At 72.3% G+C, this 25,452-nt stretch carries 25 protein-coding genes and 2 tRNA genes; 14 read left to right on the forward strand and 13 right to left on the reverse strand.

All coding sequences use genetic code 11. The annotated features are described in order from the left end of the window. The first annotated feature begins 376 nt into the window (after nt 1-376). Together ACF07N_RS13710 and ACF07N_RS13715 are read left to right on the forward strand one after the other, a co-directional pair. A complete protein-coding gene (locus ACF07N_RS13710; protein WP_392112012.1) occupies nt 377-523 on the forward strand; it encodes a hypothetical protein in 147 nt (48 codons plus the stop codon). Next, nucleotides 523-795, forward strand: a complete 273-nt coding sequence (locus ACF07N_RS13715; RefSeq protein WP_392112015.1) for a hypothetical protein — start codon at nt 523-525, stop codon at nt 793-795. The genes ACF07N_RS13710 and ACF07N_RS13715 overlap by 1 nt, the downstream gene beginning before the upstream one ends. 7 nt (nt 796-802) lie before the next feature. Here ACF07N_RS13715 and ACF07N_RS13720 read toward each other — a convergent pair whose 3' ends face one another. Both ACF07N_RS13720 and ACF07N_RS13725 read right to left on the reverse strand, forming a co-directional pair. Then, the gene (locus ACF07N_RS13720; protein ID WP_383584345.1) at nt 803-1,534 is read right to left on the reverse strand and encodes an aspartate/glutamate racemase family protein; all 732 of its coding nucleotides are present in this window, start codon (nt 1,532-1,534) and stop codon (nt 803-805) included. Then, a complete protein-coding gene (locus ACF07N_RS13725; protein WP_392112019.1) occupies nt 1,531-2,346 on the reverse strand; it encodes an aspartate/glutamate racemase family protein in 816 nt (271 codons plus the stop codon). Before ACF07N_RS13725 ends, ACF07N_RS13720 begins: the two co-directional genes overlap by 4 nt. A 195-nt stretch (nt 2,347-2,541) precedes the next feature. On the opposite strand from ACF07N_RS13725, the gene ACF07N_RS13730 reads away from it, so the two are divergent. Further along, on the forward strand, nt 2,542-3,489 hold the full coding sequence (locus ACF07N_RS13730; protein WP_392112022.1) for a D-2-hydroxyacid dehydrogenase: 948 nt from the start codon (nt 2,542-2,544) through the stop codon (nt 3,487-3,489). A gap of 17 nt (nt 3,490-3,506) precedes the next feature. After that, nucleotides 3,507-4,910 (forward strand): amidase, encoded by a 1,404-nt coding sequence (locus ACF07N_RS13735; RefSeq protein WP_392112025.1) that lies wholly within the window; start codon nt 3,507-3,509, stop codon nt 4,908-4,910. On the opposite strand, the gene ACF07N_RS13740 is transcribed toward ACF07N_RS13735, so the two are convergent. Further along, on the reverse strand, nt 4,897-5,391 hold the full coding sequence (locus ACF07N_RS13740; protein WP_392112028.1) for a DUF3830 family protein: 495 nt from the start codon (nt 5,389-5,391) through the stop codon (nt 4,897-4,899). The two genes, ACF07N_RS13735 and ACF07N_RS13740, sit on opposite strands and share 14 nt — an antisense overlap. A 108-nt stretch (nt 5,392-5,499) precedes the next feature. Here ACF07N_RS13740 and ehuB point away from each other — a divergent pair, with 108 nt between their 5' ends. The 6 genes from ehuB (at nt 5,500) to ACF07N_RS13770 (ending at nt 9,675) form a co-directional block, all read left to right on the forward strand. Next, nucleotides 5,500-6,429, forward strand: coding sequence for an ectoine/hydroxyectoine ABC transporter substrate-binding protein EhuB (gene ehuB, locus ACF07N_RS13745; protein ID WP_383328379.1), 930 nt, complete (start codon nt 5,500-5,502; stop codon nt 6,427-6,429). Further along, nucleotides 6,426-7,127 (forward strand): ectoine/hydroxyectoine ABC transporter permease subunit EhuC, encoded by a 702-nt coding sequence (gene ehuC, locus ACF07N_RS13750; protein ID WP_392112031.1) that lies wholly within the window; start codon nt 6,426-6,428, stop codon nt 7,125-7,127. The genes ehuB and ehuC overlap by 4 nt, the downstream gene beginning before the upstream one ends. Next, on the forward strand, nt 7,124-7,774 hold the full coding sequence (ehuD, locus tag ACF07N_RS13755) for an ectoine/hydroxyectoine ABC transporter permease subunit EhuD (protein ID WP_392112034.1): 651 nt from the start codon (nt 7,124-7,126) through the stop codon (nt 7,772-7,774). Before ehuC ends, ehuD begins: the two co-directional genes overlap by 4 nt. Continuing rightward, nucleotides 7,764-8,549, forward strand: a complete 786-nt coding sequence (ehuA, locus tag ACF07N_RS13760) for an ectoine/hydroxyectoine ABC transporter ATP-binding protein EhuA (RefSeq protein ID WP_383584357.1) — start codon at nt 7,764-7,766, stop codon at nt 8,547-8,549. Before ehuD ends, ehuA begins: the two co-directional genes overlap by 11 nt. A gap of 197 nt (nt 8,550-8,746) precedes the next feature. Further along, the gene (locus ACF07N_RS13765; protein WP_383584361.1) at nt 8,747-9,505 is read left to right on the forward strand and encodes an IclR family transcriptional regulator; all 759 of its coding nucleotides are present in this window, start codon (nt 8,747-8,749) and stop codon (nt 9,503-9,505) included. Nucleotides 9,506-9,601: 96 nt separating this feature from the next. Next, nucleotides 9,602-9,675: transfer RNA gene (locus ACF07N_RS13770), tRNA-Lys, on the forward strand. Between the two features lie 51 nt (nt 9,676-9,726). Here the strand turns inward: ACF07N_RS13770 and ACF07N_RS13775 are convergent. From ACF07N_RS13775 to ACF07N_RS13790, 4 genes are all read right to left on the reverse strand, one after another. Continuing rightward, nucleotides 9,727-10,194: a hypothetical protein gene (locus ACF07N_RS13775; protein ID WP_392112039.1), complete on the reverse strand. Its 468-nt coding sequence runs from the start codon at nt 10,192-10,194 to the stop codon at nt 9,727-9,729. Nucleotides 10,195-10,292: 98 nt separating this feature from the next. Next, nucleotides 10,293-10,898: a lytic polysaccharide monooxygenase gene (locus ACF07N_RS13780; RefSeq protein WP_311688089.1), complete on the reverse strand. Its 606-nt coding sequence runs from the start codon at nt 10,896-10,898 to the stop codon at nt 10,293-10,295. 101 nt (nt 10,899-10,999) lie between these two features. Next, entirely contained in the window at nt 11,000-12,121 is a 1,122-nt protein-coding gene (locus tag ACF07N_RS13785; RefSeq protein ID WP_392112042.1) for an SPFH domain-containing protein, read from the reverse strand. 103 nt (nt 12,122-12,224) lie between these two features. Then, a complete protein-coding gene (locus tag ACF07N_RS13790; RefSeq protein WP_392112045.1) occupies nt 12,225-13,529 on the reverse strand; it encodes a peptidoglycan-binding protein in 1,305 nt (434 codons plus the stop codon). Between the two features lie 200 nt (nt 13,530-13,729). On the opposite strand from ACF07N_RS13790, the gene ACF07N_RS13795 reads away from it, so the two are divergent. The 4 genes from ACF07N_RS13795 (at nt 13,730) to ACF07N_RS13810 (ending at nt 18,914) form a co-directional block, all read left to right on the forward strand. Continuing rightward, nucleotides 13,730-13,803 (forward strand) — tRNA-Lys (locus tag ACF07N_RS13795). 135 nt (nt 13,804-13,938) lie between these two features. After that, complete coding sequence (locus tag ACF07N_RS13800) at nt 13,939-14,652, forward strand: FadR/GntR family transcriptional regulator (RefSeq protein WP_383328402.1); 714 nt, start codon at nt 13,939-13,941, stop codon at nt 14,650-14,652. Nucleotides 14,653-14,976: 324 nt separating this feature from the next. Beyond that, nucleotides 14,977-16,977: a glycosyltransferase family 2 protein gene (locus tag ACF07N_RS13805; RefSeq protein ID WP_383339593.1), complete on the forward strand. Its 2,001-nt coding sequence runs from the start codon at nt 14,977-14,979 to the stop codon at nt 16,975-16,977. Next, the gene (locus ACF07N_RS13810; RefSeq protein WP_392112049.1) at nt 16,974-18,914 is read left to right on the forward strand and encodes a galactose oxidase-like domain-containing protein; all 1,941 of its coding nucleotides are present in this window, start codon (nt 16,974-16,976) and stop codon (nt 18,912-18,914) included. The genes ACF07N_RS13805 and ACF07N_RS13810 overlap by 4 nt, the downstream gene beginning before the upstream one ends. Nucleotides 18,915-18,978: 64 nt before the next feature. Here the strand turns inward: ACF07N_RS13810 and ACF07N_RS13815 are convergent, their stop codons facing one another. The 6 genes from ACF07N_RS13815 to ACF07N_RS13840 all read right to left on the reverse strand — a co-directional run bounded on the left by ACF07N_RS13815 (nt 18,979) and on the right by ACF07N_RS13840 (nt 25,225). Next, nucleotides 18,979-20,019, reverse strand: a complete 1,041-nt coding sequence (locus ACF07N_RS13815) for a glycoside hydrolase family 6 protein (protein WP_392112051.1) — start codon at nt 20,017-20,019, stop codon at nt 18,979-18,981. 334 nt (nt 20,020-20,353) lie between these two features. Then, complete coding sequence (locus tag ACF07N_RS13820; protein ID WP_392112054.1) at nt 20,354-21,025, reverse strand: class F sortase; 672 nt, start codon at nt 21,023-21,025, stop codon at nt 20,354-20,356. A 3-nt stretch (nt 21,026-21,028) separates the two neighbouring features. Then, complete coding sequence (locus ACF07N_RS13825; RefSeq protein WP_392112057.1) at nt 21,029-21,847, reverse strand: hypothetical protein; 819 nt, start codon at nt 21,845-21,847, stop codon at nt 21,029-21,031. Between the two features lie 123 nt (nt 21,848-21,970). Beyond that, the gene (locus tag ACF07N_RS13830; RefSeq protein WP_383328421.1) at nt 21,971-22,750 is read right to left on the reverse strand and encodes an HAD-IIA family hydrolase; all 780 of its coding nucleotides are present in this window, start codon (nt 22,748-22,750) and stop codon (nt 21,971-21,973) included. Nucleotides 22,751-22,886: 136 nt separating this feature from the next. Continuing rightward, the gene (locus ACF07N_RS13835; RefSeq protein WP_392112060.1) at nt 22,887-23,642 is read right to left on the reverse strand and encodes a hypothetical protein; all 756 of its coding nucleotides are present in this window, start codon (nt 23,640-23,642) and stop codon (nt 22,887-22,889) included. A gap of 107 nt (nt 23,643-23,749) precedes the next feature. Next, nucleotides 23,750-25,225: an ROK family protein gene (locus ACF07N_RS13840; RefSeq protein WP_392112063.1), complete on the reverse strand. Its 1,476-nt coding sequence runs from the start codon at nt 25,223-25,225 to the stop codon at nt 23,750-23,752. Nucleotides 25,226-25,452 lie beyond the last annotated feature (227 nt).

Here is a 25,452-nt window from a genome sequence, read left to right on the forward strand (position 1 = left end):
CACAGCAGGCGGGCGGAGAACCGGACAGCGCTTGCGGGGGATCTGAACGGGCCCGTTACGGCCATCGGGGAGTCCTTCACGGCACGACTGGCGGCGGACGTGGTCAGTGTGCACGGAGTGGGCGGCGCGAGGGGAACGCGCTTTCGGTCAACTCACGGGCCGTGTGGGGCGGCGGAGTTGAGCGTTCCTCACCTCCGGGGGTGACGGACGGGTACTTACCTCCCTGTTTGTCCCGAATAAGCGGCAGGACCGATTCCGGACCGCATGGGAGGCCCGTTCGCGGGCACCGCCCCCGTACACCGGCTGCCGGGAGGACCTCTTGGACTTCATGACGAGGCGTGCGGCGAGATGCCTCGGGGCTACGTTCACCGTCGCCGTGAGCCTGAATCTCGTCGAGGCCGTCGGGGACCCGGACGGAACGGCGTGGCGGGTGGTCCGGCTGGCAGCGAGCGTGGCCTTCACGCTCGCCCTCGTGGCCTGGGCAGCGCTGTGGGTGCTGCGGTGGCGCCGCGGGAGGAACTGATGGGCGGGCGGGCCGGCTGGGGAGAACGCCGGCGCGGCGCCGGCGCGGCGGGCGCCTTCGGGGCCGTGGTGGCCGGGCCACCGCAGCTGTTCGACTCCGGCGTCGGCTGGGACGTTCCGCTGGGCATGCTGGTCGGGGCCGCCGCGGGCGGGGTCTTCGGCTTCGCGTTCCCCACCGTTCTGTCCCGGCGGCGCCGGGAACGGCCCGGTGTCCCGCCGCCCCCGCATCCCCCGGGCCCGCCCCCGCCGCTGCCGCCCGGGCGGCGGCCGTGAGGCCGGCTCACGCCTGGACGATGGGCTCCCGTGTGAACAGCGCGCCCAGCTCCGGCGCGTTCACCCGGCGGTCCGCCAGCCGCAGGGCCTCCCAGACCGTGACCTGGTTGGCGGTGAGGACCGGCTTGCCGAGCTCCTTCTCCAGGGCCGGGATGTGGGCCGCCGTGTGCAGGGCCGTGTCGGGCAGCAGGAGCGCCTCCGCGTCGGGGTGGTCGGAGTTCCGGGCCAGGGCGAGCAGTTCGGGCTCGCCCCAGGTGCCCACCTCGGCCGCCGTGATGACACCCGAGCTGCGGACCGACACCACGTCGACGCCGTCCGAGCGCAGGAACTGCGCGAAGAGCTGCGCCACGTCCTCCGGGTACGTCGCGCCGATCGCGACCCGCCGCACCCCCAGCTCCCGCACCGCGTGCACGAACGCGAAGGAGGTGGAGGAGGCGGGCATCCCGGCCGTCAGGGCCAGGGTGCGCACCTGCTCCTGGGCGCCGTCCCAGCCGTGCACGAAACTGCCGCTGGTGCAGGCCCACACCACGGCGTCCGCACCGGCGTGCCGCAGCTCCTGCACGCCGGCCGCCAGCCGCCCGGCGGAGCCCATCTCCAGCAGCGCGTCCACCCGGTGCGCGTCCTCACCGATGTCGGTGTGCACCAGGTCCACCCGGATGTCGCTGCCCAGCAGCTGCTCGATGCGCGGATAGTCGTCCTCGGCGGAGTGGCCCGGGTAGAGGAATCCCAGTGCTGTCATGTCCAGCCTTCCTGCTGCTGCTCTTCTTCCGGCACTACGGGACCGGGGTCCGCCCCCGGCGTCGCGGGACCGGAACGCGCCGCCGGATCGATCAGCGCTTGATACGGCCCCACCGCACGGGTACCCAATCGGCGCAGCGCCGCCCACATCGTCACTTGGTTGGCCGAGATCACCGGGATCCGCAGCTCGGCCTCCAGCTGCGGGATGACGTCGTAGGTGGGCAGGTTGGTGCAGCTGATGAAGAGCGCGTCGGCGTCGGCGCGGGCGGCCTGCCGGGCCATGTCGACGACCTCGCGGTAGGACACCTTCCAGATGTGCCGGGTCAGGCCCATGAAGGCGCGGCCGGAGACGGTCACGCCGGCCTGGGCGACGTAGGCCTCCAGGGACCGGGTGACCGAGAGCGTGTACGGCGTCACCAGCGCGACCCGGCGCACGTCCAGCTCGACCAGGGCCTCCAGCAGCGCGCCCGAGGTGGTGATCGCGGGGACGGCCCCGGCCCGGCTCATCACCTCGCACATCGCGCGCTCGCCCATGGTGCCGCCGACGAAGCTGCCCGACGTGCAGGCGTAGGCCACGACCTCGGGGGCGATCGCGACGAGCGTGCGGACCGCCTCGCTCAGCGTCTCGTGCTCGCTGACCAGGCGGGCGAGGTCGAGGCCGACCTCGACCGGCACGTAGGGCGTGCGGGTCATGTGCAGGGAGACGCCGTCCGGGACCCAGCGCCACAGCTCGCGGTCCAGGGCGAAGTCGAAGGGGGCGACGACGCCGACCGCGCGCTGCGGGCCGGGCCCGCCGAGAAATGACACGTCCATGGCAGGCACCGGCCTCACGCTGGGCGACGAGTAGGCAACGGATCGTGGATACGCCCGTGTTGACGACGGTAGGTTCGGGTGCGAGCGTGGTCAATCCGCCCGGATCACCCCTCGGTCAACACCAGGTGAAATCGACGTCACCGGCGGCCACCGCACGGCCCCGGCCCCGCCGAACGGCTGGAGAAACGGCTGCTCATGCCCCTGCCCACCCTGCTCGTCCTGGACGCCGAACCCCTCCCCCGCCTCGGTCGCCTCACCGGCCGCGCGCACATCGAACACACCGACGCGGCGGGGCTCGCGGAGCGCCTCCCGCGCGCGGACGCACTCCTGGTGTGGGACTTCACCTCGCACGCCGTCCGGGACGCCTGGCCTGGCGAGGGCCCGCGCCCGCGCTGGGTGCACACCGCGAGCGCCGGGGTGGACCACCTGATGTGTCCCGAACTCGCCGCCTCCGGCACGGTCGTGACGAACGCCCGGGGCATCTTCGACCAGCCGATCGCCGAGTACGTCGCCGCGCTCGTCCTGGCCATGGCCAAGGACCTGCCCCGCACCCTGGAGCTCCAGCGGGAGCGGACCTGGCGGCACCGCGAGTCGCGCAGGGTCGCCGGGAGCCGGGCGGTGGTGGTCGGGTCCGGCCCGATCGGCCGGGCGATCGCCGGCACGCTGAAGGCGCTGGGCGTCACGACCGCGCTGGCCGGCCGCACCGCGCGCACCGGCGTGCACGGCCCGGAGGACCTGGACCGGCTGCTGTCCCGCGCCGACTGGGTGATCGCGGCCGCGCCCCTCACCGAGCAGACCCGCGGCATGTTCGACGCCCGCCGCTTCGGCGTGATGCAGCCGTCCGCCCGGTTCCTCAACATCGGCCGCGGCGCACTCGTCGTGGAGGACGCCCTCGCCGAGGCCCTGGAGAAGCGCTGGATCGCGGGTGCCGCCCTGGATGTCTTCGAGACCGAACCCCTCCCCGCCGAGAGCCGGTTGTGGCGGGCCCCGGGCCTGATCGTGTCACCGCACATGAGCGGCGACGTCGCCGGCTGGCGCGACGAGCTCGGCGCGCAGTTCGTCGAGCTGTTCGGCCTGTGGGCGTCCGGCGAGCCGTTGCGGAACGTGGTCGACAAGCAGCGTGGGTACGTACCCGGACACTGACGTCCCTGGGAGGGTGGATGACCGAGCTCACCGAGCCGACGGCCGTACGACTGCTCGACGGGTACCGCGCGGGCGAGTTCTCTCCCGTCGAGGCGACCCGGGCGGCGCTGCGGCGGGCCGAGGCGATCCAGCCGGAGGTGAACGCGTTCGTGCGGCTGACCGCCGAGGACGCGCTGGAGCGGGCCCGGGAGTCGGAGGAGCGCTGGCGGCGCGGTGAGCCACGGGGGCTGCTGGACGGGGTGCCCGTCACGGTGAAGGACATCCTGCTGCTGCGCGGGGCGCCGACCCTGCGCGGCTCGAAGGCGGTGGATCCGGCGGGCCGCTGGGACGAGGACGCCCCGTCGGTGGCCCGGCTGCGCGAGCACGGGGCGGTGTTCCTGGGCAAGACGACGACGCCCGAGTACGGCTGGAAGGGCGTGACGGACTCGCCGCTGAGCGGCGTGACCCGCCATCCGTACGACCCCGCGCGCACGGCGGGCGGTTCCAGCGGCGGCAGCGCGGCGGCCGTGGCGCTCGGCGCGGGACCGCTGTCGCTGGGCACGGACGGCGGCGGCAGCGTCCGCATCCCGGCCGCGTTCTGCGGGATCTTCGGGCTGAAGCCGACCTACGGGCGGGTGCCGCTCTACCCGGCGAGCGCCTTCGGCACGCTCGCGCACGTCGGGCCGATGACCCGCAGCGCGGCGGACGCGGCCCTGCTGCTGGACGTCATCGGCCACCCGGACTCGCGCGACTGGTCGGCGCTCGCCCCGCCGCCCGGGTCGTACACCGAGGGCCTGGCCGGCGGGGTGCGCGGGCTGCGGGTGGCGTACTCCCCGTCCCTGGGCGGGCAGGTGGCGGTGCGGCCGGCGGTGGCGGCGGCGGTGCGGCGGGCCGTGGAGCGGCTCGCGGAACTCGGCGCGTACGTCACGGAGACCGACCCGGACCTCACCGACCCGGTGGAGGCCTTCCACACCCTGTGGTTCAGCGGGGCCGCCCGGGTCACCCAGCACCTGGCCCCGCACCGGCGGGAGCTGCTCGACCCGGGCCTGCGGGAGATCCGCGCGCGGGGCGCCCGGTACTCGGCGCTGGACTACCTGGCCGCCGTGGACGTCCGGATGGACCTGGGCCGCCGCATGGGCCGCTTCCACGACACCTACGACCTGCTCGTCACGCCGACCCTGCCGATCACGGCGTTCGAGGCGGGCGCGGAGGTGCCCAAGGGGTCCGGCCACCGGCGCTGGACGGGCTGGACGCCCTTCACCTATCCGTTCAACATGACGCAGCAGCCCGCGGCGAGCGTGCCGGTCGGCTCCGACGCGGACGGGCTGCCGGTGGGGCTCCAGCTCGTGGCCGCCCGGCACCGGGACGATCTGGTGCTGCGGGCGGCCCACGCGCTGTACGAGGCGGGGGTGGCGCCGGGCAGCCGGCCTACGCCCGCCTGAAGCTGAGGGTCTCCCCCGCCGCTCCCGAGCGCCACAGGTCGTTGCACGCCTCGGCCATGGTCTCCAGGCCGTCGACGACCTGGCCCCACACGATGCCGGGCACCCAGCCGACGTCGCCGTTGAGCAGCAGGTTGTTGCGCTCGTAGAACAGGGCCAGGTCGACGAGCGTGGTCCCGGCCCGGACCTCGCGGTCGTAGCCGTAGGACGTGGTTCCCAACTCCGCGCCGGCGAAGGTGAAATAGCACAGGTCGCCCGGAATGGGGGTGACGGTCGGATTCTCCAGAGGTGGCTCGGTTGCGGCGAAGGGCGGGAAAAGGGCGTAGATCTCGTTGCGCGCGTACTTCGCGTGGTAGACGTCGCCGGCCAGCGGAAGGGAGTCCCAGACGGCCGCGCAGGTGATCGGCGCGCGGTCGTCCAGCAGCCTGGCCGTGCAGGTCACGTCACGCTTGACCAGCGAGACTTCGAGGTAGCGATCAGCCATGCCCTCCATGGGAGTGCCCCCCGACGTGCGCGGTCAAGGGCGCGCCGGGGACGTGGGGGGCTTGAAAAGACCCGCATAAGTCGAAGGCGGTCGGGTAGCCGCGCGCCCATGGCTCCACCACAGAGAAGCCCCCTGAGAAGTCCTGAACCCATATCCCGGCCCGGATCCGGGCCCGCCCGCCGGTCGCTGCTCGCGGGGGTCGCGGCGCTCGGCGCGCTGGGCGCGGCCGGGTGCAGCCGGGTCGCCACCGCCTCGGACGTGGAGGGCGGCGACCTCCTCGACCGGCTCCGCGCGGCGGGTGTGGTCCGGCTCGGCATCGCGGGCGAGATCCCGTTCGGCTTCATCGACAAGGACGGCGAGCTGACCGGAGAGGCACCGGAACTGGCCAAGGTGATCTTCAAGCGCCTCGGCGTCGACCGGGTGCAGCCCGTGCCGACGGAGTTCGGCTCGCTCATCCCCGGCCTGAACTCCCAGCAGTTCGACGTCGTCGCGGCGGGCATGTACGTCAACCCCGAGCGCTGCGAGCAGGTGATCTTCTCCGATCCGGACTACCAGATGCTCGACGCGTTCATCGTCCGCAAGGGCAACCCGATGGGCCTGCGCAGCTACGCGGACGTCGTCGAGAGGAAGGCGAAGTTCGCCACCGGGACCGGCTACGCCGAGATCCAGTACGCCGTCGAGGCGGGGTACGAGGAGAGCGACATCCTCATCGTCCCGGACCAGGTCGCGGGGCTGAACGCCGTCGAGGCGGGGCGCGTCGACGTGTTCGCCGGCACGGCGCTCACCGTGCGCGAGGTGGTGAAGAAGTCCGCCAAGGCGGAGGCCACCGAGCCGTTCAAGCCGATCGTGGGCGGCAAGCCGCACGTCGACGGGGGCGCCTTCGCCTTCCGGCCGACCGAGACGAAGCTGCGCGACGCGTTCAACGTGGAGCTGCGCAAGCTCAAGAAGAGCGGCGAACTCCTCCGCATCCTCAAGCCGTTCGGTTTCACCGAGGCGGAGATGACGGACCTGACCGCGAAGGAGCTCTGCGGCGGATGACCCCGGGACTCTGGGAACTGGTAATCGAAGGCGTCTGGGTCACGGTCCAGCTGCTGGTCTGCAGCGCGCTGCTGGCCGCGGCGGTGTCCTTCACCGTCGGTGTCGCGCGCACCCACCGGCTGTGGGTCGTCCGCTTCCTGGCGGGCTTCTACACCGAGGTGTTCCGCGGCACCTCGGCGCTGGTGATGATCTTCTGGGTGTTCTTCGTGCTGCCCCCGGCCTTCGGCTGGCAGCTGGTGCCGCTGTGGGCGGGCACGCTGGCGCTCGGCCTGACCTACGGCGCCTACGGCTCGGAGATCGTGCGCGGCGCGCTGACCGCGGTCGACCCGGCGCAGCAGGAGGGCGGGATCGCGCTCAGCTTCACGTCCTGGCAGCGGATGCGGCTGATCCTGCTGCCGCAGGCGGTGCCGGAGATGATCCCGCCGTTCTCCAACCTGCTGATCGAACTGCTCAAGGGCACCGCCCTGGTGTCGATCATGGGCATGGGCGACCTGGCCTTCAGCGGCAACCTGGTGCGCCTGGCGCTCCAGGAGAGCGCGGAGATCTACACGTACGTCCTGGTCATCTACTTCGTGATCGCCTTCCTGCTCACCCGGCTGATGCGCGGTCTGGAGAACAAGCTCAAGGCGGGCGTCGGCAAGGCGCCCGACGACAAGGCCGGGGCCGCTGACCCGGTCGTGGTGGAGGCGGTCCGATGAACTGGGACTGGAGCGCGGTCTCCGACTTCATGCCGGACTTCTGGAAGGGCCTGCTGGTCACCCTGCAGATCCTGGTGCTCGGCTCGCTGATCTCGTTCGTGCTGGGCCTGGTGTGGGCGCTGCTGATGCGGGTGCCGACGCGCTGGGTGACCTGGCCGGTCGGGGCGGTGACGGAGTTCGTCCGCAACACCCCGCTGCTGGTGCAGCTGTTCTTCCTCTTCTACGTGCTGCCCGAGTGGGGCCTGGCCTTCTCGGCGCTGACCACGGGCGTCTTCGCGATCGGGCTGCACTACTCGACGTACACCATGCAGGTCTACCGGGCCGGTATCGAGGCCGTGCCGGCCGGCCAGTGGGAGGCGGCGACGGCGCTGAACCTGCCGCTGCGCCGCACGTGGACCGCGGTGATCCTGCCGCAGGCGGTGCGCCGGGTGGTGCCCGCGCTCGGCAACTACGTCATCGCGATGCTGAAGGACACGCCGCTGCTGATGGCGATCACCGTCCTGGAGATGCTCGGTCACGCGCGCCTGTTCTCGCAGGAGAACTTCCGCTTCACCGAGCCGCTGACGGTGATCGGAGCGGCCTTCATCGTCATTTCCTATCTGGCCTCCCTTGCCCTGCGAGCCCTGGAGCGACGCCTTGTCCACTGACACCCTCCCCGACCCCGAGACGAACCCGACGAGGAGCGGCGGCGAGCTGATCCGGCTGGAGCAGGTCACCAAGCGGTTCGGCGACCACACGGTCCTGGACCACCTGGACTTCTCCGTGGACGCCGGCAAGCACGTCACGCTGATCGGCCCGTCCGGATCCGGCAAGACCACGATCCTGCGGCTGCTGATGACGCTGACCAAGCCCGACGAGGGCACGATCACCGTGGACGGGGAGCGGCTGTTCCCGGCGCCCGAGAAGCAGGTGCGCGAGGTCCGCAAGAAGATCGGGATGGTGTTCCAGCAGTTCAACCTGTTCCCCAACATGACGGTCCTGCGCAACATCACCGAGGCCCCGGTCACGGTCCTCGGCATGTCCAAGGACGCCGCCGAGGAGCGGGCGCGCGAGCTGCTGGAGCTGGTCGGGCTGACCGAGCACCTCGACAAGCACCCGGCGCAGCTGTCCGGCGGCCAGCAGCAGCGGGTGGCGATCGCCCGGGCGCTGGCGATGCGCCCGCAGGTGCTGCTGCTGGACGAGGTGACCTCCGCGCTCGACCCTGAGCTGGTCGCGGGCGTGCTCGACGTGCTCAGGGACATCGCCCGCTCCACCGACATCACCATGCTCTGTGTGACCCACGAGATGAATTTCGCCCGGGACATCTCCGACCAGGTGCTGATGTTCGATTCCGGCCGGATCATCGAGGCCGGCCCACCGGAGAAGATCTTCAGCGAGCCGGAGCGGGACCGCACCCGGGAGTTCCTCAGCGCAGTGCTCTGACTACGGGCCGTGAGCAGGGGGAACGCGGGACCACCGGACTGGGGCATGCGTCTGGCATGTGCCAGAGTGCCGTTGCCCCAGTTCGGGTGCCCGGGAATCTTGTCAACCCCCGCTCCGCGCAGGGCCTTTGCCGGTTAGCCTGGACACGGTTCACTGACCGGATTACGGCCCTACAGCAAGCGCAGGGGGAGACCACCGTGGCGCTGAAGCACGAGCCGACCACCCCGTACCACTCGGCCCAGGAAGCCCTGCGCGTCCTGGAGACGGTGGCGGGAAACAGCTCCGGCGTCACCGACGCCGAGCTCGCCCGGCGCACCCGCATCGGACCGGAGCGGCTGACCACCCTCCTGCGCATGCTGCGTCGCGAGGGCTACGTCGAGCAGATCACCGACGGGGCGTACGTCGCTGGCGAGACCCTGGCCCGCCTCACCTCCGCCCGCCGGCGCGAGCAGGCCTTGCGGGACAAGCTCCAGCACACCCTGGACCGGCTGCGCGACTCGGTCGGCGCCGCCGTCTACATGAGCCGCTACGTCGACGGCGAGATCAGCGTCACCCAGTACGCCGACAGCCCGGCCACGCCCAAGGTCAACGAGTGGGTCGACTTCCGCTCCTCGGCCCACGCCACCGCGATCGGCAAGAGCCTGCTCACGCAGCTCGACCACGCCGGGCGCCGCGACCACCTCGCCCGGCACAAGATGGCCCGCCTCACCTCGCGCACCATCACCAGCGACCGGCTGCTGCTGTCCCGCCTGGAGGCCCAGCCGCCGACCGTGCCCGTCCTGGACCTCCAGGAGTACGCGGTCGGCACGGTCTGCGCGGCCGTCCCGATCACGGCCGGCTCCTCCGTCGGCTGCCTGGCCCTGTCCCTGCCCGTCGAGCACGCCCACCGCCTGCGCCAGGCGGCGGACACCCTCAACCGCAACGCCGCCCCGGTCCTGCTGTCCATGGCGATCTAGCGTCGCCCGGGTGGTCCGGAGCACCCCTGTGGACCAGGTAGTATTTTCTCCGTCGCCCGCCGCGGAACACGGTTCCAGCGGCAGGGCGGGAGTCATGCGCCGCTAGCTCAGTTGGTTAGAGCAGCTGACTCTTAATCAGCGGGTCCGGGGTTCGAGTCCCTGGCGGCGCACCGGTGAAGGGCCTCTCGTGGGAGCGAGGGGCCCTTCGGCGTGTATGCAGGTCACGGCGCCACGGACGTTCCCGGGTCGACGCCGGAGACCAGGTCGCCGTACGGGCCGGAGGCCTCGCCGTACACGGCGAGGAAGCCGGCGCAGAACAGGGCGACCACGCCGAGGAACGCGAGCAGGCCGACGGCGGTCATCGCCCGTCGCGCCCGGCTCGGCGCCTGGGCTGTGGCCACGATCCGGCGGCCGGCGGTGTAGTGGACGGTGACGTAGTCGCCCTCGGCGGTCGTCCCGGGGCCGCCGCCCTCCTCGAAGGTGATCACCCGGCCGTCGTGCGTGATGAACTCGTACACGTGGTGGAGCCCGCCCCGCCCCGCCGGGTACGCCCCGAGGCACCGCGCCTCGGCCGTCAGTCCGCTGCCCCAGGCGCCGCGGATCCGCCACCAGCACCGCACCGCGCGGCAGGCCATCCAGACGGCCAGTGCCATGGCCAGGCCGGGCACGACGTAGAGGATCACGTCCATCGCGCACCCCCGGAGTCGATGCGCCGGCCCCGAGCGGCCGGCGTGGGAGGAACCTACCCACGCCGGCCGCGGCGGTGACTCAAGGGAACCTCAGAGGTTCAGAAGGTGACGTCCGAGCAGGCGTAGAACGCGTTGGCCGTGTCGGCGATCGTCCACACCGCGACGATGACGTGCCGGCCGCTGAGCCCGGACGGCAGCCTGCCCGTGTGGGACAGGGTCTGCGGCGGACGCTGCCCGTTGTACGGCACCGTGAAGAACGGCGTGAGGTTGAGGTCGGACCGGGACAGGTTGTGGTTCTGGTTCCAGCCCGGCTTGGTGATGTAGTACTTGAAGTCGGTCGTGGCGTGCATGGCGGTGAACTGCCAGCGGAACGTGTAGTTCTGGCCGCCCGTGACCTGGGTCGCGGGCCACGCGCCGCCGGACGGCGTGCGGGGCGCGCTGAGCTGACTGAAGTGGCCGACGCCGCCGTTGCATATCTGCCCGTCGGCCGGTCCGGAGGCCGGGAAGCCCTTCGGCCCCTCGACGCTCTGCGGTTCCCACTGGATGGAACCGCAGTTGGTCACCGTGCCGTTCTGGCAGAGCTTCTGCCGGCTGATGGGGAGGTCGGTGTAGCCGTGGCCACTGGCGCCGCCGGAGGAGAGGACGAGGGCTCCGGTCGTGGCCAGTCCCACCGCGAGTGCGGACAACTTGGTCCTTGTGCGCATGCTGCCGCTCCTGGAGAACGTGGGGGAGTTTCACTGAGGCGTGCAGGTAGGTCTAGACCAAGTCTGAGAGTATGACCGTCAGTTGAGCATGTCCATACCAATCACGGACCTGTTTCCCCGCGGCCCGCGCAGAACGCCACCGTCAGGTCCTTCACCAGCGCCTTGCGCTCGTAGTCGTCGAGTTCGACCAGCCCCCGCATGGTCAGCCGGGTCACCGTGTCCTCCACCGAGTCCACGACCGAGGTGAGCACACTCGCCCGGTGCCGGGCGTCCAGCGCGGCGATCCGGCGCCGGTGCATCGCGGCCGCCACCTCGGGCGCGTACTCCACGCGCAGCGGCTGCACGGAGAACACCTCCAGGCCGACCGGGACGGCGTCCGACGCCACCAGCCGGGTCAGGGCCTCGGCCGCGCAGTCCCCCGCGCCCTTGCCTCCGCCCGGCGTCTCCACCGGCACCCGGGCCAGGGCCGCCTCCACACACTCGCGCAGATACGACTCGTGGTCCTCGACGCCCAGCGTGGCCCGCGCGGTGTCCCGCACCCGCCACACCACCTGCACGACCACCCGCAGCGCGACCCCGCTGCCGTCGGCGGCCGGCAGCGGTTCGCTGCGCCAGTGCCGCAGCCGCACGTCCACCCGGCGGCGCAGCAGCAGCGGGTTGACCCACAGCAGCCCCGAGCGCCGGACGGTCCCGCGGTAACGGCCGAACAGGTCGAGCACCCAGGCCCGTCCGGTCCGGCCCCGGGCCAGTCCGCCGAACCCGAACAGGCCGAGCACTCCGGCGCCCGCGTACGCCGCCCACTGCGCGGGGCCGAGCCCGGCCCCGGCCTGCGCGGGCAGCCCCAGCGCCCCGACCACCAGCGGCGGCAGCACCCCGGCCCACCAGGAGGTGACCGCGCACCCGGCCAGCCCGCACGCCCCGGCCAGCACACCGGCCGCCCCGGGCAGCACCCGCGCGGGCCGCTCCGCCAGGCCGGGGTCGACCTGCGGCACGGGCCGCGGTACCGCGGCGGAGGCACGCCGCGGGCGCGGCTGCTCGCCCGTACCCTGCCGGCGGGCGACCACGGCGGGCCGCAGCGCCACCGTGGCCGGGTCCGGGTCGTCGCGGAACAGCAGATGGACGGGGATCTCGGTGGTGGCCTCGTTCTGGATGAGCCGGGCGGGCCTGCCCGGCCCCTCGGCCGGCCCGTCGGGCTCGGACGTGTGGGAAGTGGTCGTGCTCATGCGTGCCTCCAGCCTCCGCGCCAGATGCGTCACAACAGTGGTCCGGCCCGTCGGGGGTCGGATTCGGCCGGGTCGGCCGGGATGCGGGCCCCTCGGCGAGGGCCTACGAGAAGAGCCGCCGCCAGGTCTCCGGCCCCGGGTAACCGTCGGCCGCGCCGCCCCGCCAGCCCTGGGTGCGCTGGAACGCCTCCACGGCCCGCCGGTCCGCCTCGCTCCAGCGCGGCCCGGGCCCGACCGCGTAGAACCTGCCGAACCCCTTGCGCACCAGCTGCCTGCCGAGCCGGGTGACGTACGCGTTGTCGGCACCGGGACGGAACACGGCCCGCCCCGGGTAGCCCGGGACGCCGTGCGAGGACGGCGGGCCCACGGCGCCGCCCTTGACGTCCACGCCCCCGCCCGTGACCAGCAGCTCCCAGGTGCGCGGGCCGGGCAGCCCGTCCGCGTCGGCGCCCGTCCAGCCCTGGGCCAGCTGGAAGGCCCGGGTCGCCCGCCGGTCCGCGTCCGTCCAGCGCGGTCCGGGACCCGAGGCGTAGGCGGCGCCGGCCCCGCGCGCCACGAGCATGCGGCCGAGCAGCGTGACGTACTTGTTGCGCGCGCCGGGGCCGAAATACGCCGCCCCCGGGAACGGCGTGGCCGCCGGTGCGCCGGGCTCGCCGCCGTCCGGCTCCGGGGCCGGCTCCTCGGTCGTGACGCCCTTGTACCGGTAGGGGACGTACCGGTCGGAGTCGCTCCAGTAGGCGTACGGGGTGGACTGCCGCCGCGTGTGCGGGCGGGTCTGCTCGTAGGCCAGGTAGTGGCTGTGCGAGTCGTCCGTCCAGCCGCCGAAGATCGTGACGTGCGACCCGCTCTCGGGGTCGGCCGCATTGTGGAACAGCAGAATGTCGCCCGGCTGGAGTTCCTCCTTGGAAATGGGGTCGGCGTACTGGGCGAGACTGCCCGTCCATTCGTTCCCGGGCAGCTGCCAGGCCATCGAGACATAACCCGAGCAGTCCTGCCGGTAACCGTCGGACCAGTAGGCGGTCATGCTGTACGGCACTTTCGCCGCGACCCAGGTCTTCGCCCGGTCGATGATCTCCGCCCGGGTGATGGCTGAGGGCTTGCGCGGAAGCGCCGGCCGGCCGGCCGGGCCGTGCAGCGGCGCCCGGTCGCCCTGCGGACTGTCGGGCTCCTCACCTGCGGGGACGCCGGGCCGGTAGGGGGCGTGCGGGACGGTCGCCGCGGCCGGTACGGCATGCCCCGCGCCGAGCGCGGCGGACGCCACGGCCGCCAGGGCGAGAGCCCGGTGGGCCGCCGGGTGGGCGGTGGAACGGCCGGCCGGGGAATGCGGCAGGACGCGGCGCCAGTGGACACAGCCGGGGCAGTCGCAGTCGCTCGCGGGGTCGAATTCCTCGAATACCGGAGACTCCATGCGATTCCCCTCACACTTCCGGCGGAAAATGCGGCACCCGTGGGCGTCCGGGCGCGCGTCGTCAGTTTCGCAACTGTCTTCCGCACGCGCATGCTGACGGTCCGAATGATGTACGCGGGCTCCGCCCGGAGGGGCCACCCGGGTCCCTGCCGGTGGTCGGGAGCACCTCCGCGCGTCCTGTAGAGTTGCGACGTCAGCGCGCGCCGCTAGCTCAGTTGGTTAGAGCAGCTGACTCTTAATCAGCGGGTCCGGGGTTCGAGTCCCTGGCGGCGCACCGACCGGAAGGCCCCTCGGCGACGAGGGGCCTTCCGCATGCCCGGAGCACGCACTCCCCGGGTATTTCCCTGGCCGGAATCTTTCTCTGGCCGGAACGGGGGCCACCGCACGTTTGGCCGGATACCCTCTCGCCATGGCAGCGCGTGACCTCCAGGAGCGGATCAAGAAGCTCATCATCGACCGCCGGCTGGCCTCCGGGGCCCCGCTGCCGACCGAGCCCGAGCTGATGGAGTACCTCGGCGCGAGCCGGAACTCGGTGCGCGAGGCGCTGAAGGCGCTCCAGGCGATGGGCATCGTCGAGATCCGGCACGGCTTCGGCACCTACGTCGGCCCGATGTCCCTCGCCCCGATGATCGAGGGCCTCGCCTTCCGCACGGTCGCCGGGCACTACCGGGGCGAGGACTCCCTGCTCCAGCTGCTCGAACTGCGCGAGGCCGTGGAGACCGGCCTGGTCTCCCGGCTCGCGGGGCGGATACCGCCTGACGACCTCGTTGAACTGGACCGGCTCGTCGGCCGTATGGAAGAGCAGGCCGCGCGGGGAGCCGGCCTCGCGGAGACCGACCGGGCCTTCCACGCCACCCTCTACCGGGGGCTGGACAATGTGCTGCTGAGCGAGGTCCTGGAGGCGTTCTGGGACGCGTTCCACCGGGTCAGGACGGACCTGGGGGGCGTGCCGCAGGACCCGAAGGTGACCTGCCGGCAGCACCGGGAGATCCTGGACGCGGTGCGCTCCGGCGACGCGATGCGGGCGGAGGAGGCCATAAGGGAGCACTTCGGCAACATCCGCGCCCGCCTGTCCACAACGGCTCCACAGGGTCCCCACACCCGCCACAATGAACGCGTTTGACCGGTAAACACCGCGTTTCGCATCTTGCGATCATGATGAACGCCGTAGAACCCTGGTTTTCTGGTATTTCAAGATGCTGCGGTTACGCGGCAGTTGGGGGGATTCGGAACCGGTTGCGGACCGGACGGGGGTAGGGGCCCCGTTCGTGCATGGATGCCGTGGGGGGCATCATGCAACCGGAAGGTCGCGTTGCCATGTCTATAGGGTGTGGATGACGTGGTGACTGCGACCCACCACTGATACGTCTGTGAAGGTCGAGGGGGACCGCAGCAGACGGTAGGAAGCGACGAAACACGCGGCGGTCCGCGTGTGGGGGGATGACTCATGACGTCGAGGCCCACGGGTGCCCGGCAGGAAAACGACCCGTCCCAGACGACCCAGCTGAGGGTGCCGTCTCACCGGATGAGCACCACGGGGACGTTCCGGCGGATCAAGAAGACGCTGCCGAGATACGACTACGAGCACTACAGCCGGCTCGCGGGTCCCCTCACCCAGCCCGATCCGAGCAAGCCGTACAAGGTGCAGTACCGCTCGCTCATCTCGCAGGAGCCGCACCGCATCCGGGTCGCCCTGATGCTGGCCGCGGCCCCGGTGCTGTCGCTGGTGCTGCTGTTCTGGCTGCTCCAGCCCGAGCACTGGACCGAGCGCGACTACCCGGCGTTCGACTGGCTGCCGGCGCTCGACATGGTGATGCTCGTCTCGATCGGCCTGATCGAGTTCTTCCGCTGCATGAACGTGGTGTCCAACGCGCACGCCACGCTGGTCGCCCGCGACCCGATCCCGGTGGTGCCCGAGGTCGGCACCAGAGTGGCCTTCCTCACCTCCTTCGTGCCCGGCAAGGAGCCGCTGGAGATGGTGACGAAGACCCTGGAGGCGGCCGTCAAGATCCGCCACCGGGGTCTGATGCACGTCTGGCTGCTGGACGAGGGCGACGACCCCGAGGTGAAGGCGGTCTGCGAGCGCCTCGGCGTGCACCACTTCTCCCGCAAGGGCGTCGCGAAGTGGAACCAGGCCAAGGGCCCGCACCGCGCCAAGACCAAGCACGGCAACTACAACGCCTGGCTCGAAGCCCACGGCGACGACTACGACTTCTTCGCCTCGGTCGACACCGACCACGTGCCGCTGCCCAACTACCTGGAGCGGATGCTCGGCTTCTTCCGCGACCCGGACGTCGGCTTCGTCATCGGCCCGCAGGTCTACGGCAACTACGACTCGTTCGTCACCAAGGCCGCCGAGTCGCAGCAGTTCCTCTTCCACGCCCTGATCCAGCGCGCGGGCAACCGCTACGGCGCCCCGATGTTCGTCGGCACGTCCAACGCCGTGCGCATCAAGGCGCTCAAGCAGATCGGCGGTCTGTACGACTCGATCACCGAGGACATGGCGACCGGCTTCGAGATCCACCGCCACAAGAACCCGGCGACGGGCAACAAGTGGCGCTCGGTCTACACCCCGGACGTGCTCGCCGTCGGTGAGGGCCCCAGCGCCTGGACGGACTTCTTCACCCAGCAGATGCGCTGGTCGCGAGGGACGTACGAGACGATCCTCAAGCAGTACTGGAAGGGCTGGTACTCGCTGCCGCCGAGCAAGCTCTTCAACTACACGATGATGATCATCTTCTACCCGATGTCCGCCCTGAACTGGATCCTGGCCGCGCTGAGCTGCTGCCTGTTCCTGGGCCTGGGCGCCTCGGGTGTGAACATCGACCCGGCCGTGTGGCTGATGCTCTACGGCAACGCCTCCGCCCTGCAGATCGGGCTGTACGTCTGGAACCGCCGCCACAACGTCTCGCCGCACGAGCCGGAGGGCTCCGGCGGTGTGGCGGGCATGGTGATGTCGGCGCTGTCGGCGCCGCTGTACGCGAAGGCGCTGATCGACTCCGCGCTGCGCCGCAAGAGCAAGTTCGTGGTCACGCCCAAGGGCGACTCCGCGAGCCCCGACCGCTGGTTCGGCACGTTCCGCTACCACTGGTACTTCATCCTGATCTTCGGCGGCTCGATCGCGGCCGGTCTCGTCTTCGGCCACTCGCACCCCGCGATGATCATTTGGGCGACCTTCGCCATGCTGATCACGGCCACGCCGATCTTCGCCTGGCGCTGGCAGCTGAAGCAGGACGCCAAGAAGCCCGCCGCTCCCTCCGGGGAGCCGCCGCAGGACTCTGCGGGCCCGCACCGGACGCAGCCGCTGCCCGTCCCGCAGCAGCACGCGCCGCACGCCCCGCAGCACAAGCCCACGTGGGCCGCGACCCCGGGCGCACACGGGGAGGTCGGGGGGACCGACCAGACCATGCAGATCGCCCTTGGTGGACTTGGGGGACGTAAGGAATGAACGACCGTGCAGGCCGCCGCCGGGCCCGTCGACTCGCGATCGGCACGGCGGTGGTACTCGCGCTGGCCGGGATGAACGGGCCGTGGCTCTACCGCTTCAGCACCGAGAAATACCACCAGTACAAGATCAACCAGCCGGAGTACAAGGCCGCGAACGGCAAGTGGGAGATCGTCGAGTTTCCCGAGGAGTACCGGCAGAACACCATCCACGCGGCGCTGCTGCGCACCGGCAAGGTGCTGCTCGTCGCGGGGTCGGGCAACAACCAGGACAACTTCGACGCGAAGAAGTTCGACACCCGCATCTGGGACCCGGTCAAGGGCACCATCAAGAAGGTGCCCACGCCCAGCGACCTGTTCTGCACCGGCCACACGCAGCTCGCCAACGGCAACCTGCTGATCGCGGGCGGCACCAAGCGGTACGAGAAGCTCAAGGGTGACGTCACCAAGGCCGGCGGCCTGATGATCGTCCACAACGAGAACCCGGACAAGCCGATCACCCTGCCCGCCGGCACGAAGTTCACGGGCAAGGAGAACGGCAAGACGTTCGTCTCCAAGGACCCGGTGCTGGTGCCGCGCGCCAAGAAGGTCTTCGACAAGGCCACCGGCAGGTTCCTGCGCAACGATCCCGGCCTGGGCCGGATCTACGTCGAGGCGCAGAAGCGCGGCAAGAAGTTCGAGACGGGCACGCAGGACAACTACCGCGTGCACGGCCTCAAGGGCGCCGACGCCAAGAACACCTACGGCATCGCGCAGAAACTCGCCCTGGACAAGAAGGACTTCCAGGGCATCCGGGACGCCTTCGAGTTCGACCCGGTCGCCGAGAAGTACATCAAGGTCGACCCGATGAAGGAGGCCCGCTGGTACCCGACGCTCACCACCCTGAGCGACGGGAAGATCCTCAGCGTCTCCGGCCTGGACGACATCGGCCAGCTGGTCCCGGGCAAGAACGAGGTGTTCGACCCCAAGACCAGGAAGTGGACCTACACGGACAAGGTCCGGCAGTTCCCGACCTACCCGGCGCTGTTCCTCATGCAGAACGGCAAGATCTTCTACTCGGGTTCCAACGCGGGCTACGGACCGGACGACATCGGCCGTGACCCGGGCGTGTGGGACGTGGACACCAACAAGTTCACGAAGATCCCCGGCCTGAGCGACCCGAAGCTGATGGAGACGTCCGGCACGGTGCTGCTGCCGCCGGCGCAGGACGAGAAGTACATGGTGATCGGCGGCGGTGGCGTCGGCGAGTCCCAGCAGTCCAGCGAGAAGACCCGGATCGTCGACCTGAAGAAGCCGGACCCGCGCTTCGTGGACGGCCCGTCCCTGGACAAGGGCACCCGCTACCCGAACGCCTCGGTCCTGCCGGACGACAGCGTGCTGATCTCCGGCGGCTCGGAGGACTACCGGGGCCGCGGCGACTCCAACATCTTCGAGGCGCGGCTGTACGACGCGGCGAAGAACGAGATGAAGCGGGTGGCCGACCCGCTGGTGGGCCGCAACTACCACTCCGGTTCGGTCCTGCTGCCCGACGGCCGCGTGATGGTCTTCGGCTCCGACTCGCTCTACGCCGACAAGGCCAACACCAAGCCGGGCAAGTTCGAGCAGCGCATCGAGATCTACACCCCGCCCTACCTCTACGGCGACACGGACCGGCCCGCCCTGTCCGGCGGGCCGAAGACCATCGAGCGCGGCGGCACGGGGACCTTCACCTCCGCGGACGCGTCGAAGGTCGAGAAGGTGCGGCTGATCCGGCCGAGCGCCGCCACGCACGTCACGGACATCGACCAGCGGTCCATCGCGCTGGACTTCGAGGCGTCCGGCGACAAACTGACGGTGACCGTGCCGGAGAACCGGAACCTGGTCCAGGCGGGCTGGTACATGCTGTTCGTGACGGACGCCCAGGGCACGCCGAGCAAGGCGCAGTGGGTGAAGGTGCCGTAGCCGAACGGCAGAAGGGGCGCCCTCCGGCCGGAGGGCGCCCCTTTCGCATGCCTGGCCGGGTACGTCAGCCGCTGGCCTTCGCCAGCTTGAGCGCGTAGTCCTCCCACCACTGGCCGGCCTTCGGGCCGCCCTTGCACTCGCCGTCCGACTCGCCGGGACGCTTGACCCACAGGTACGCGTCGACCAGCGGGTCCGCCGTCTTCGTCGTCGGCGTCTCGCCCAGCGCGCGGCCGGGCGGGTTGCACCAGCGCTCGTCCGGGTTGCCCTGCGTGTAGGGGCCCTTGCCGTTGCGGCTGGTGTCGATGACGAAGTGCTTGCCGCCGACCTTGGCGGAGAGCTGCTTGCCGTAGGCGATGGAGTCCTGCGTGGAGTAGAAGTTGGAGACGTTGACCGAGAAGCCGTCGGCCTGCTCGATGCCCGCGCGTTGCAGCGGCTCGAAGATCTGGTCGGGGTTCTGCCAGCCGGCGTTGCCCGCGTCCAGGTAGACCTTCGTGTTCTTCAGGGACTTCAGCTTGGCGACGGCGCCCTTGAGGAGGTCGTAGCGCTCCTCGTGGAACTGCTGCGGGGTGCAGCCGTCGACGAGGTGGAGCAGGGCGTCCGGTTCCAGCACGACCGTGGCCGGGCGGTCGCCGATGCCGGCCGCGACACCGTCGAGCCAGGCCCGGTAGGCGTCGCCGTCGGCGGCGCCGCCCTGGGAGTACTGGCCGCAGTCGCGGTGCGGGATGTTGTAGAGGACGAGCAGGGCCGTACGGCCGGCCTTGTCGGCGGCCTCGGTGAAGCCCCGGGTCTGCTCCTCGGGGTTGTCCGGGCCGACCCACTCGGCCACCGGCTGCTCGGCGATCTTGCGGATCTGCTCGGCTTCCCGCTTCTTGCCGGCCTTCTCCAGCGTGGCGACCTGCCGGGCCGCCGTGCCGTTCGGATTGACCCAGAACGGGGCGGTGTCCTTCGGCTGCTGGGTGATGCCGGCGCCCGCGTCGGTGCCCGGGTCCGCTGCCTCGTCGCCCCCGTCGCCGTCCGAGCATCCCGTGATGAGCAGTGCCGCCCCCAGCACCACCGCGGACACCCGCCTCCCGGCGCGTGTCCCGACCCCCCTGCTGCCGTACATCCAACTCCCCCTTGGGTGCAGCGTTCCGAGGCTCAATCCTGACATACGTCCCGCACCCCCCACGAGGCCGAATCCGACCTGCGCGGATCACGCTGCGCCACCGTTCCGGAACTTGGCGTCATCCGGCCTCTAGGCCCGGGCGGTGCTTTGGTTCTAGAGTCTTCCTGCGAGGCCCGGCCTTCGGCCAGAGATTCACTCACCGTGTCTCCCGTGACCTCCCGCGCAGCTCGCCGGGTCACTCCCGCGGCCCGTGCGCGCGCGGTCGAGGCCGGACCGGCCGGCGGCTTCAGGGGGAGCGGGCCGCCGGCCGGGCCGGCGGGCCGCGCCGGAGGCGTCACAGGCCGGTTCCCGTCAGGTACGCCGAGACGACCACGTTCGCCGTGTAGCTGCGCGTCGCACGGTCGAAGCTGCCGCCGCAGGTGATCAGCCGCAGCTCGGCCCGCCCCGACTCGCGGGGGCCGTAGGCCTGATGGGCGTCGAAGCGGTCGCGGGAGAGGACCTGGACGGACTCGACGGTGAACTCGGCGACCTTCGCGTCGGCCCGGATCACCCGGATCGTCTGCCCCGGCCGCATGGCGCTGACCCGGTAGAACACGGCCGGCCGGGTGTCGGTGTCGACGTGGCCGACCAGCAGCGCGGTGCCGGGCGCCCCGGGCGCGACGCCCCCGGCGTACCAGCCGACCACGCCCGGCTGGTCGTAGGGCGGCGGGTCGAGCGCCCCGCGTGAGTCCAGGCCGCGTGCCACCACGGGGGCCTGGACGCCGAGCCCGGGGATGTCGACGCGCTGCGGCAGCGCGTCGGTGAGCGGGCGGTGGGCGGGGGGCAGCTTCACGTCCGGGGGCCGGCCGGCCGCCGCCATGTCGCCCGTGGTCGGCGCGGAGATGCCGTGCCGTACGTCGGTGACCTCACGGCCCCACAGCCACAGGCCGAGCAGCAGCACGACCCAGGCCACGCCGGCCAGCAGACGGCCGGTGCCCGTGGAGAGCCTCTGTTCGTGGTCGGACACGGGTCAGTCCGTTTCCCGGCGCCGGCGGACGCCGCCCAGCGCGACGGCCACGGCGGCCACCCCGGCGAGCACCAGGCCGGTCACCCCCTGCGCGGTCCCGGGCCCGGTCCCGCGCTCGTCGGCGGCGAGACCGGCGGTGCCGCCACCGCCCGCCTGGACGGGTGCGACCGGGGAGACGGGGGCGGTGGGGCGGTGTGCGGTCCCCTGCTCGTCGTCCTGGTGGCCGGGGTCGGAAGCGGCGGAGTGCCCGTCGCCGCCGGGGACGGGCGGCGGCCCGCCGGTGCCGCGCTCACCCGGGCCCCCGGGCTCGGGCGGCCCGCCGTCCTCGCCGGGGGCGGGCGGCTGCTCGTGGCCGGCGGGTGCGGGCGGCTCCCCGTCGTCGCCGGCGGCAACGGGCAGTCGTTCGTGTCCGGCGGGGGCGGGCGGTCGTTCGGCCGACCACCCGTTGGTGGCCTCGCGCACGGTGAACCCGCCGGTCCGTTCGGTGTCGCCGCACGTGACCCGCACGGTGTACCTGCCCGGTGCGAGCGTGGAGCGGACGCGGCTCTCGCCGGTGAGCTCGCGCTCGCCGTCCGCGACGGTCAGCCGGGCGTCCGTGACGAACGCGGGCGAGGCGGCGACGGCCGTGCGCTGGGCGCAGCGGGTCACTCGGAGGGTGACGTCCGTGCCGGGCGCGGGGGTCGCCGGGGTCACCGAGACACCCGCCGCGCCCTTCCTGCCCTTCGCGCCCCCCGCGTCCGGCGTGTCCGCCGCGTGCGCCGCCGGCGTCAGGGCGGTCGCGGCCAGGACGGCCGTGCAGACCGTGACTCTCAGGGAACCCATCGTGAACCTCCAGACGCCTGGAGCCTCCCCCGCAGGGCCGGTCACCGCATCCGCAAGGACGCGGCGACTGCTCCGTACGGGTGGCGACGGGTTTGAGCCCGGGGGGCGTGCCGCCGCGGGGGTTCAGACCCGGTCGACGAGGTCCGCGATGGAGTCCACGATGTGCGACGGCCGGTACGGGAAGTCCTCGACCTGGTCGGGCCGGGTCAGGCCGGTCAGCACCAGGAACGTCCGCATCCCGGCCTCGATGCCGGCCAGCACGTCGGTGTCCATGCGGTCGCCGATCATCGCGCTGGTCTCGGAGTGCGCGCCGATGGCGTTCAGCCCGGTGCGCATCATCAGGGGGTTGGGCTTGCCCGCGAAGTACGGCTTCCTGCCGGTGGCCTGGGTGATCAGCGCGGCCACCGCGCCGGTCGCGGGCAGCGGGCCCTCCGTGGACGGGCCGGTCTCGTCGGGGTTGGTGGCGATGAACCGCGCGCCGCCGAGGATCAGCCGGACCGCCTTCGTCATGGCCTCGAAGGAGTACGTGCGGGTCTCGCCGAGGACGACGTAGTCCGGCTCGTGGTCGGTCAGGATGTAGCCGATGTCGTGCAGCGCGGTGGTCAGGCCCGCCTCGCCGATGACGTACGCGGACCCGCCCGGCCGCTGGTCGTCCAGGAACTGGGCGGTGGCCAGCGCCGAGGTCCAGATGCTCTCGATCGGCACGTCGAGCCCCATGCGCTTCAGCCGGGCGTGCAGGTCGCGCGGGGTGTAGATCGAGTTGTTGGTGAGCACCAGGAAGGGCTTGCCGGACTCGCGCAGCTTCTTCAGGAAGGCGTCGGCGCCGGGGATCGGTACGCCCTCGTGGATGAGCACACCGTCCATGTCGGTGAGCCACGACTCGATGGGCTTGCGGTCTGCCATGTGCGGGGTCTCCTGCCGTACGCGGTCCAGCGTGCGACCCAGCCTAGACAGTGACGGGATCTTGCGGAACGGGCCGCCGGTCCCGTCCCGACAGGCGGGACGGGGAGCCGGTGTCCCGCCTGACCTGGACGGCGGCTCAGGACCGTCTGCGGGCGAGGAGCAGTGCCGCCGCGCCCGCGGCGATCAGGCCGGCGGCGCAGGCCGCGGCGATCCGGACGCCGGTGCCGGTGCGGGCCAGTTCCTCGGCGAACGGGAACCGGTCCTGCCGGGGCGGGACGGAGGCGTCGGCGTCGGGGCGCGGCTGGGTGCCGGGCCCGTCGCCCTGGATGCGGAAGCGGTAGTCGTTGGACTGCCCGACCCAGTCGCCGTCGTCGTCGTGCCGCTGTACGACGGCGGCGTTGGCGGTCACGTCGTTGGGCGCGGCGTCCGAGGTGACCGCGAGCCGGACCTTCACGCTGACGGTCCGGCCCGGCCCGACGGTGAACCCGCCGAAGCGGTCCGCCTCGTCGGTGAACGCCCCGACGAGTTCGTCCTCCCCGGTCTTCTCGAACCGCACGGGATGGGCACGGGTGCGTCCCTCCTCGAAGAACTCCAGCCGGGGCTGGGAGGGCTGGAGGGCCCGCCGGTCGTCGACGAGCACGACGACGGGATGGATGGCGGAGCAGGTCCGGTCGGTGGTGTTGGTCAGGTCGAGGTACCAGGTCCCGAACCCGCCCCCGGCCGTGTAGCTGTCCGGCCCGCCGCGCAGGCGGGTGGTGAGGGGGAAGGTGTGGTCGTCGGGCGCGGCACAGGCGGGCGCGGGGTCCTCGGCGTACGCCGGGGGTGCACCCATGAACAGGACGGCGGCGGCTGCCGCCGCCGGGCCGAGGCGAGCGGGCGTGCAGAGTCGCATGATGACGTGACATTGCCGATCGGCGGCGGGGGGAAGTCGGCGGGGCCGGGAAGCAGCCCGAACGGCGGTGCGGAACCGCCCGGTCGGCGGACAGGACCGGGGCGCCCCTACCCGTCTCCCCGTCCGAACACCGGCCCCAGCACCAGCTGGGCCGCCCCGGCCGCAACGGCCCGTCCGCCTCCCGGCGCGAGCCGTACCGGCACGGCGTCCTGGCCCGTCCTCCGGGCCCGTTCCGCCAGGACCGCCCCGACCCCGCGGACGAAGGGCTCGGGTGCCGCGGTCACCGTGCGGCCGCCCAGCAGGACCACGTCGATGTCGAGCAGGCTCACCAGGTTCGCCGCTCCGGTCCCGAGGACCCGTGCCGCCTCGTCCAGGTCGCCGCGCGCCACCGCGTCGAGGCACAGGGCCTCCACGCAGCCGCGGTCACCGCAGGTGCACGGCGGGCCGTCCAGCTGGATCACCTGGTGGCCGAACTCCCCGGCCCCGGTCCTGGCCCCGCGGTGCACGCTGCCGCCGATCACCAGCCCGGCCCCCAGACCCGTGCCGAGATGCAGGTAGGCGAAGGAACCGCCCTCGCCGCCGACGGCCAGGCCCAGGGCCGCGGCGTTGGTGTCCTTGTCGACCACGACCGGCACACCGAGCCGTCCGGCCAGTGCCTCCCGCAGGGGGAAGCCGTCCCACTCGGGGAAGCCCGTCACGCGGTGCAGCACGCCCCGCTCATGGTCGAGCGGCCCGGGCAGCACGACCCCGGCCCCGAGCAGGGCCATCTCCCTCGTGTCCGGCAGCACCCCGCCCTCCCGGGCCGGCAGCGTCTCACCCGTCCTGCGGCTGGTCCCGGGGCCCTCGCCCCCGCCCGCCCTCTCGGCCGCGACCGTGCCGCCCCCGCCCGGCGACGCCGCGTCCGACGCGCCCGGCGCGCCCGGCGCGCCCGACAGCGGTACGTCCGGCCTGTCGGCCCGGCTCGGCGCCGGCGCATCCGGCGCGCCCGGCAGGAGCACGTCCGCCCTGCCGGCCTGGTTCGGCAGCGGCACGTCCGACTCGCTCGATGACACGCCGGCCCTGCCGGCCCCACTCGACGGCGCCGCGTCCGCCGGCACCGTCCCGGGCCCGTCTGACCGCACGGCCCCCGCCCCGCCCGGCAGCACCGAGCCCACCGCCTCGGTCACCGCCCCCAGCACCGCCTCCGCCCCGGCCCCCAGATCCAGTTCCGTGCGCCGCTCACCGACCACGGTTCCCCGGAGATCCACGAGCACGACCCGCAGTTCGTCCCGGTCCAGGTGGACCCCGACCGCGTGCCCGGCCTCCGGGACCAGGCGCAGTACCGTCCGCGGCTTGCCCCCGGTCGACGCCCGCCGCCCTGCCTCCGCCGCGAGCCCTTCCTCCCGCAGCCGCGTCGTGATCTTGCTGACGGCCTGTGGGGTGAGCCCCGTCCGCTCGGCCAGTTCCAGCCGGCTGATGCCCTCGGTTCCGGCCGCCCGCAGCAGGTCCAGCACCAGCGCGGTGTTGTGGCTGCGCAGGGCGAGCAGGTTCGCCCCGGCCCCCTGCCCCGCCCCGCCGGCGGCCGCCCCCACGGCCCCGCGCATGCCGCTGGCCGCGACCCCGCTTCCCGCAACCCCGCTCGCCGCAGTCCCGTGCGGCGCGACCCCGCTCGCCGCAGCCCGGTGCCTCGCAGCACTGTGCGTCGCACCCCCGCTCGCCGCGGCCCGGCCCGCCGCGGCCGTGTCCGCCGCTCCGGCCCCCGCCGCTCCCGCCGCCACCCCGTCGTTCGCCCTGTTCACTCCCCCATTGTCCCCGGCGCTTGCACTTTGGC

The sequence above is a fragment of the Streptomyces sp. NPDC015242 genome (assembly GCF_043079125.1).
GTDB lineage: Bacteria > Actinomycetota > Actinomycetes > Streptomycetales > Streptomycetaceae > Streptomyces.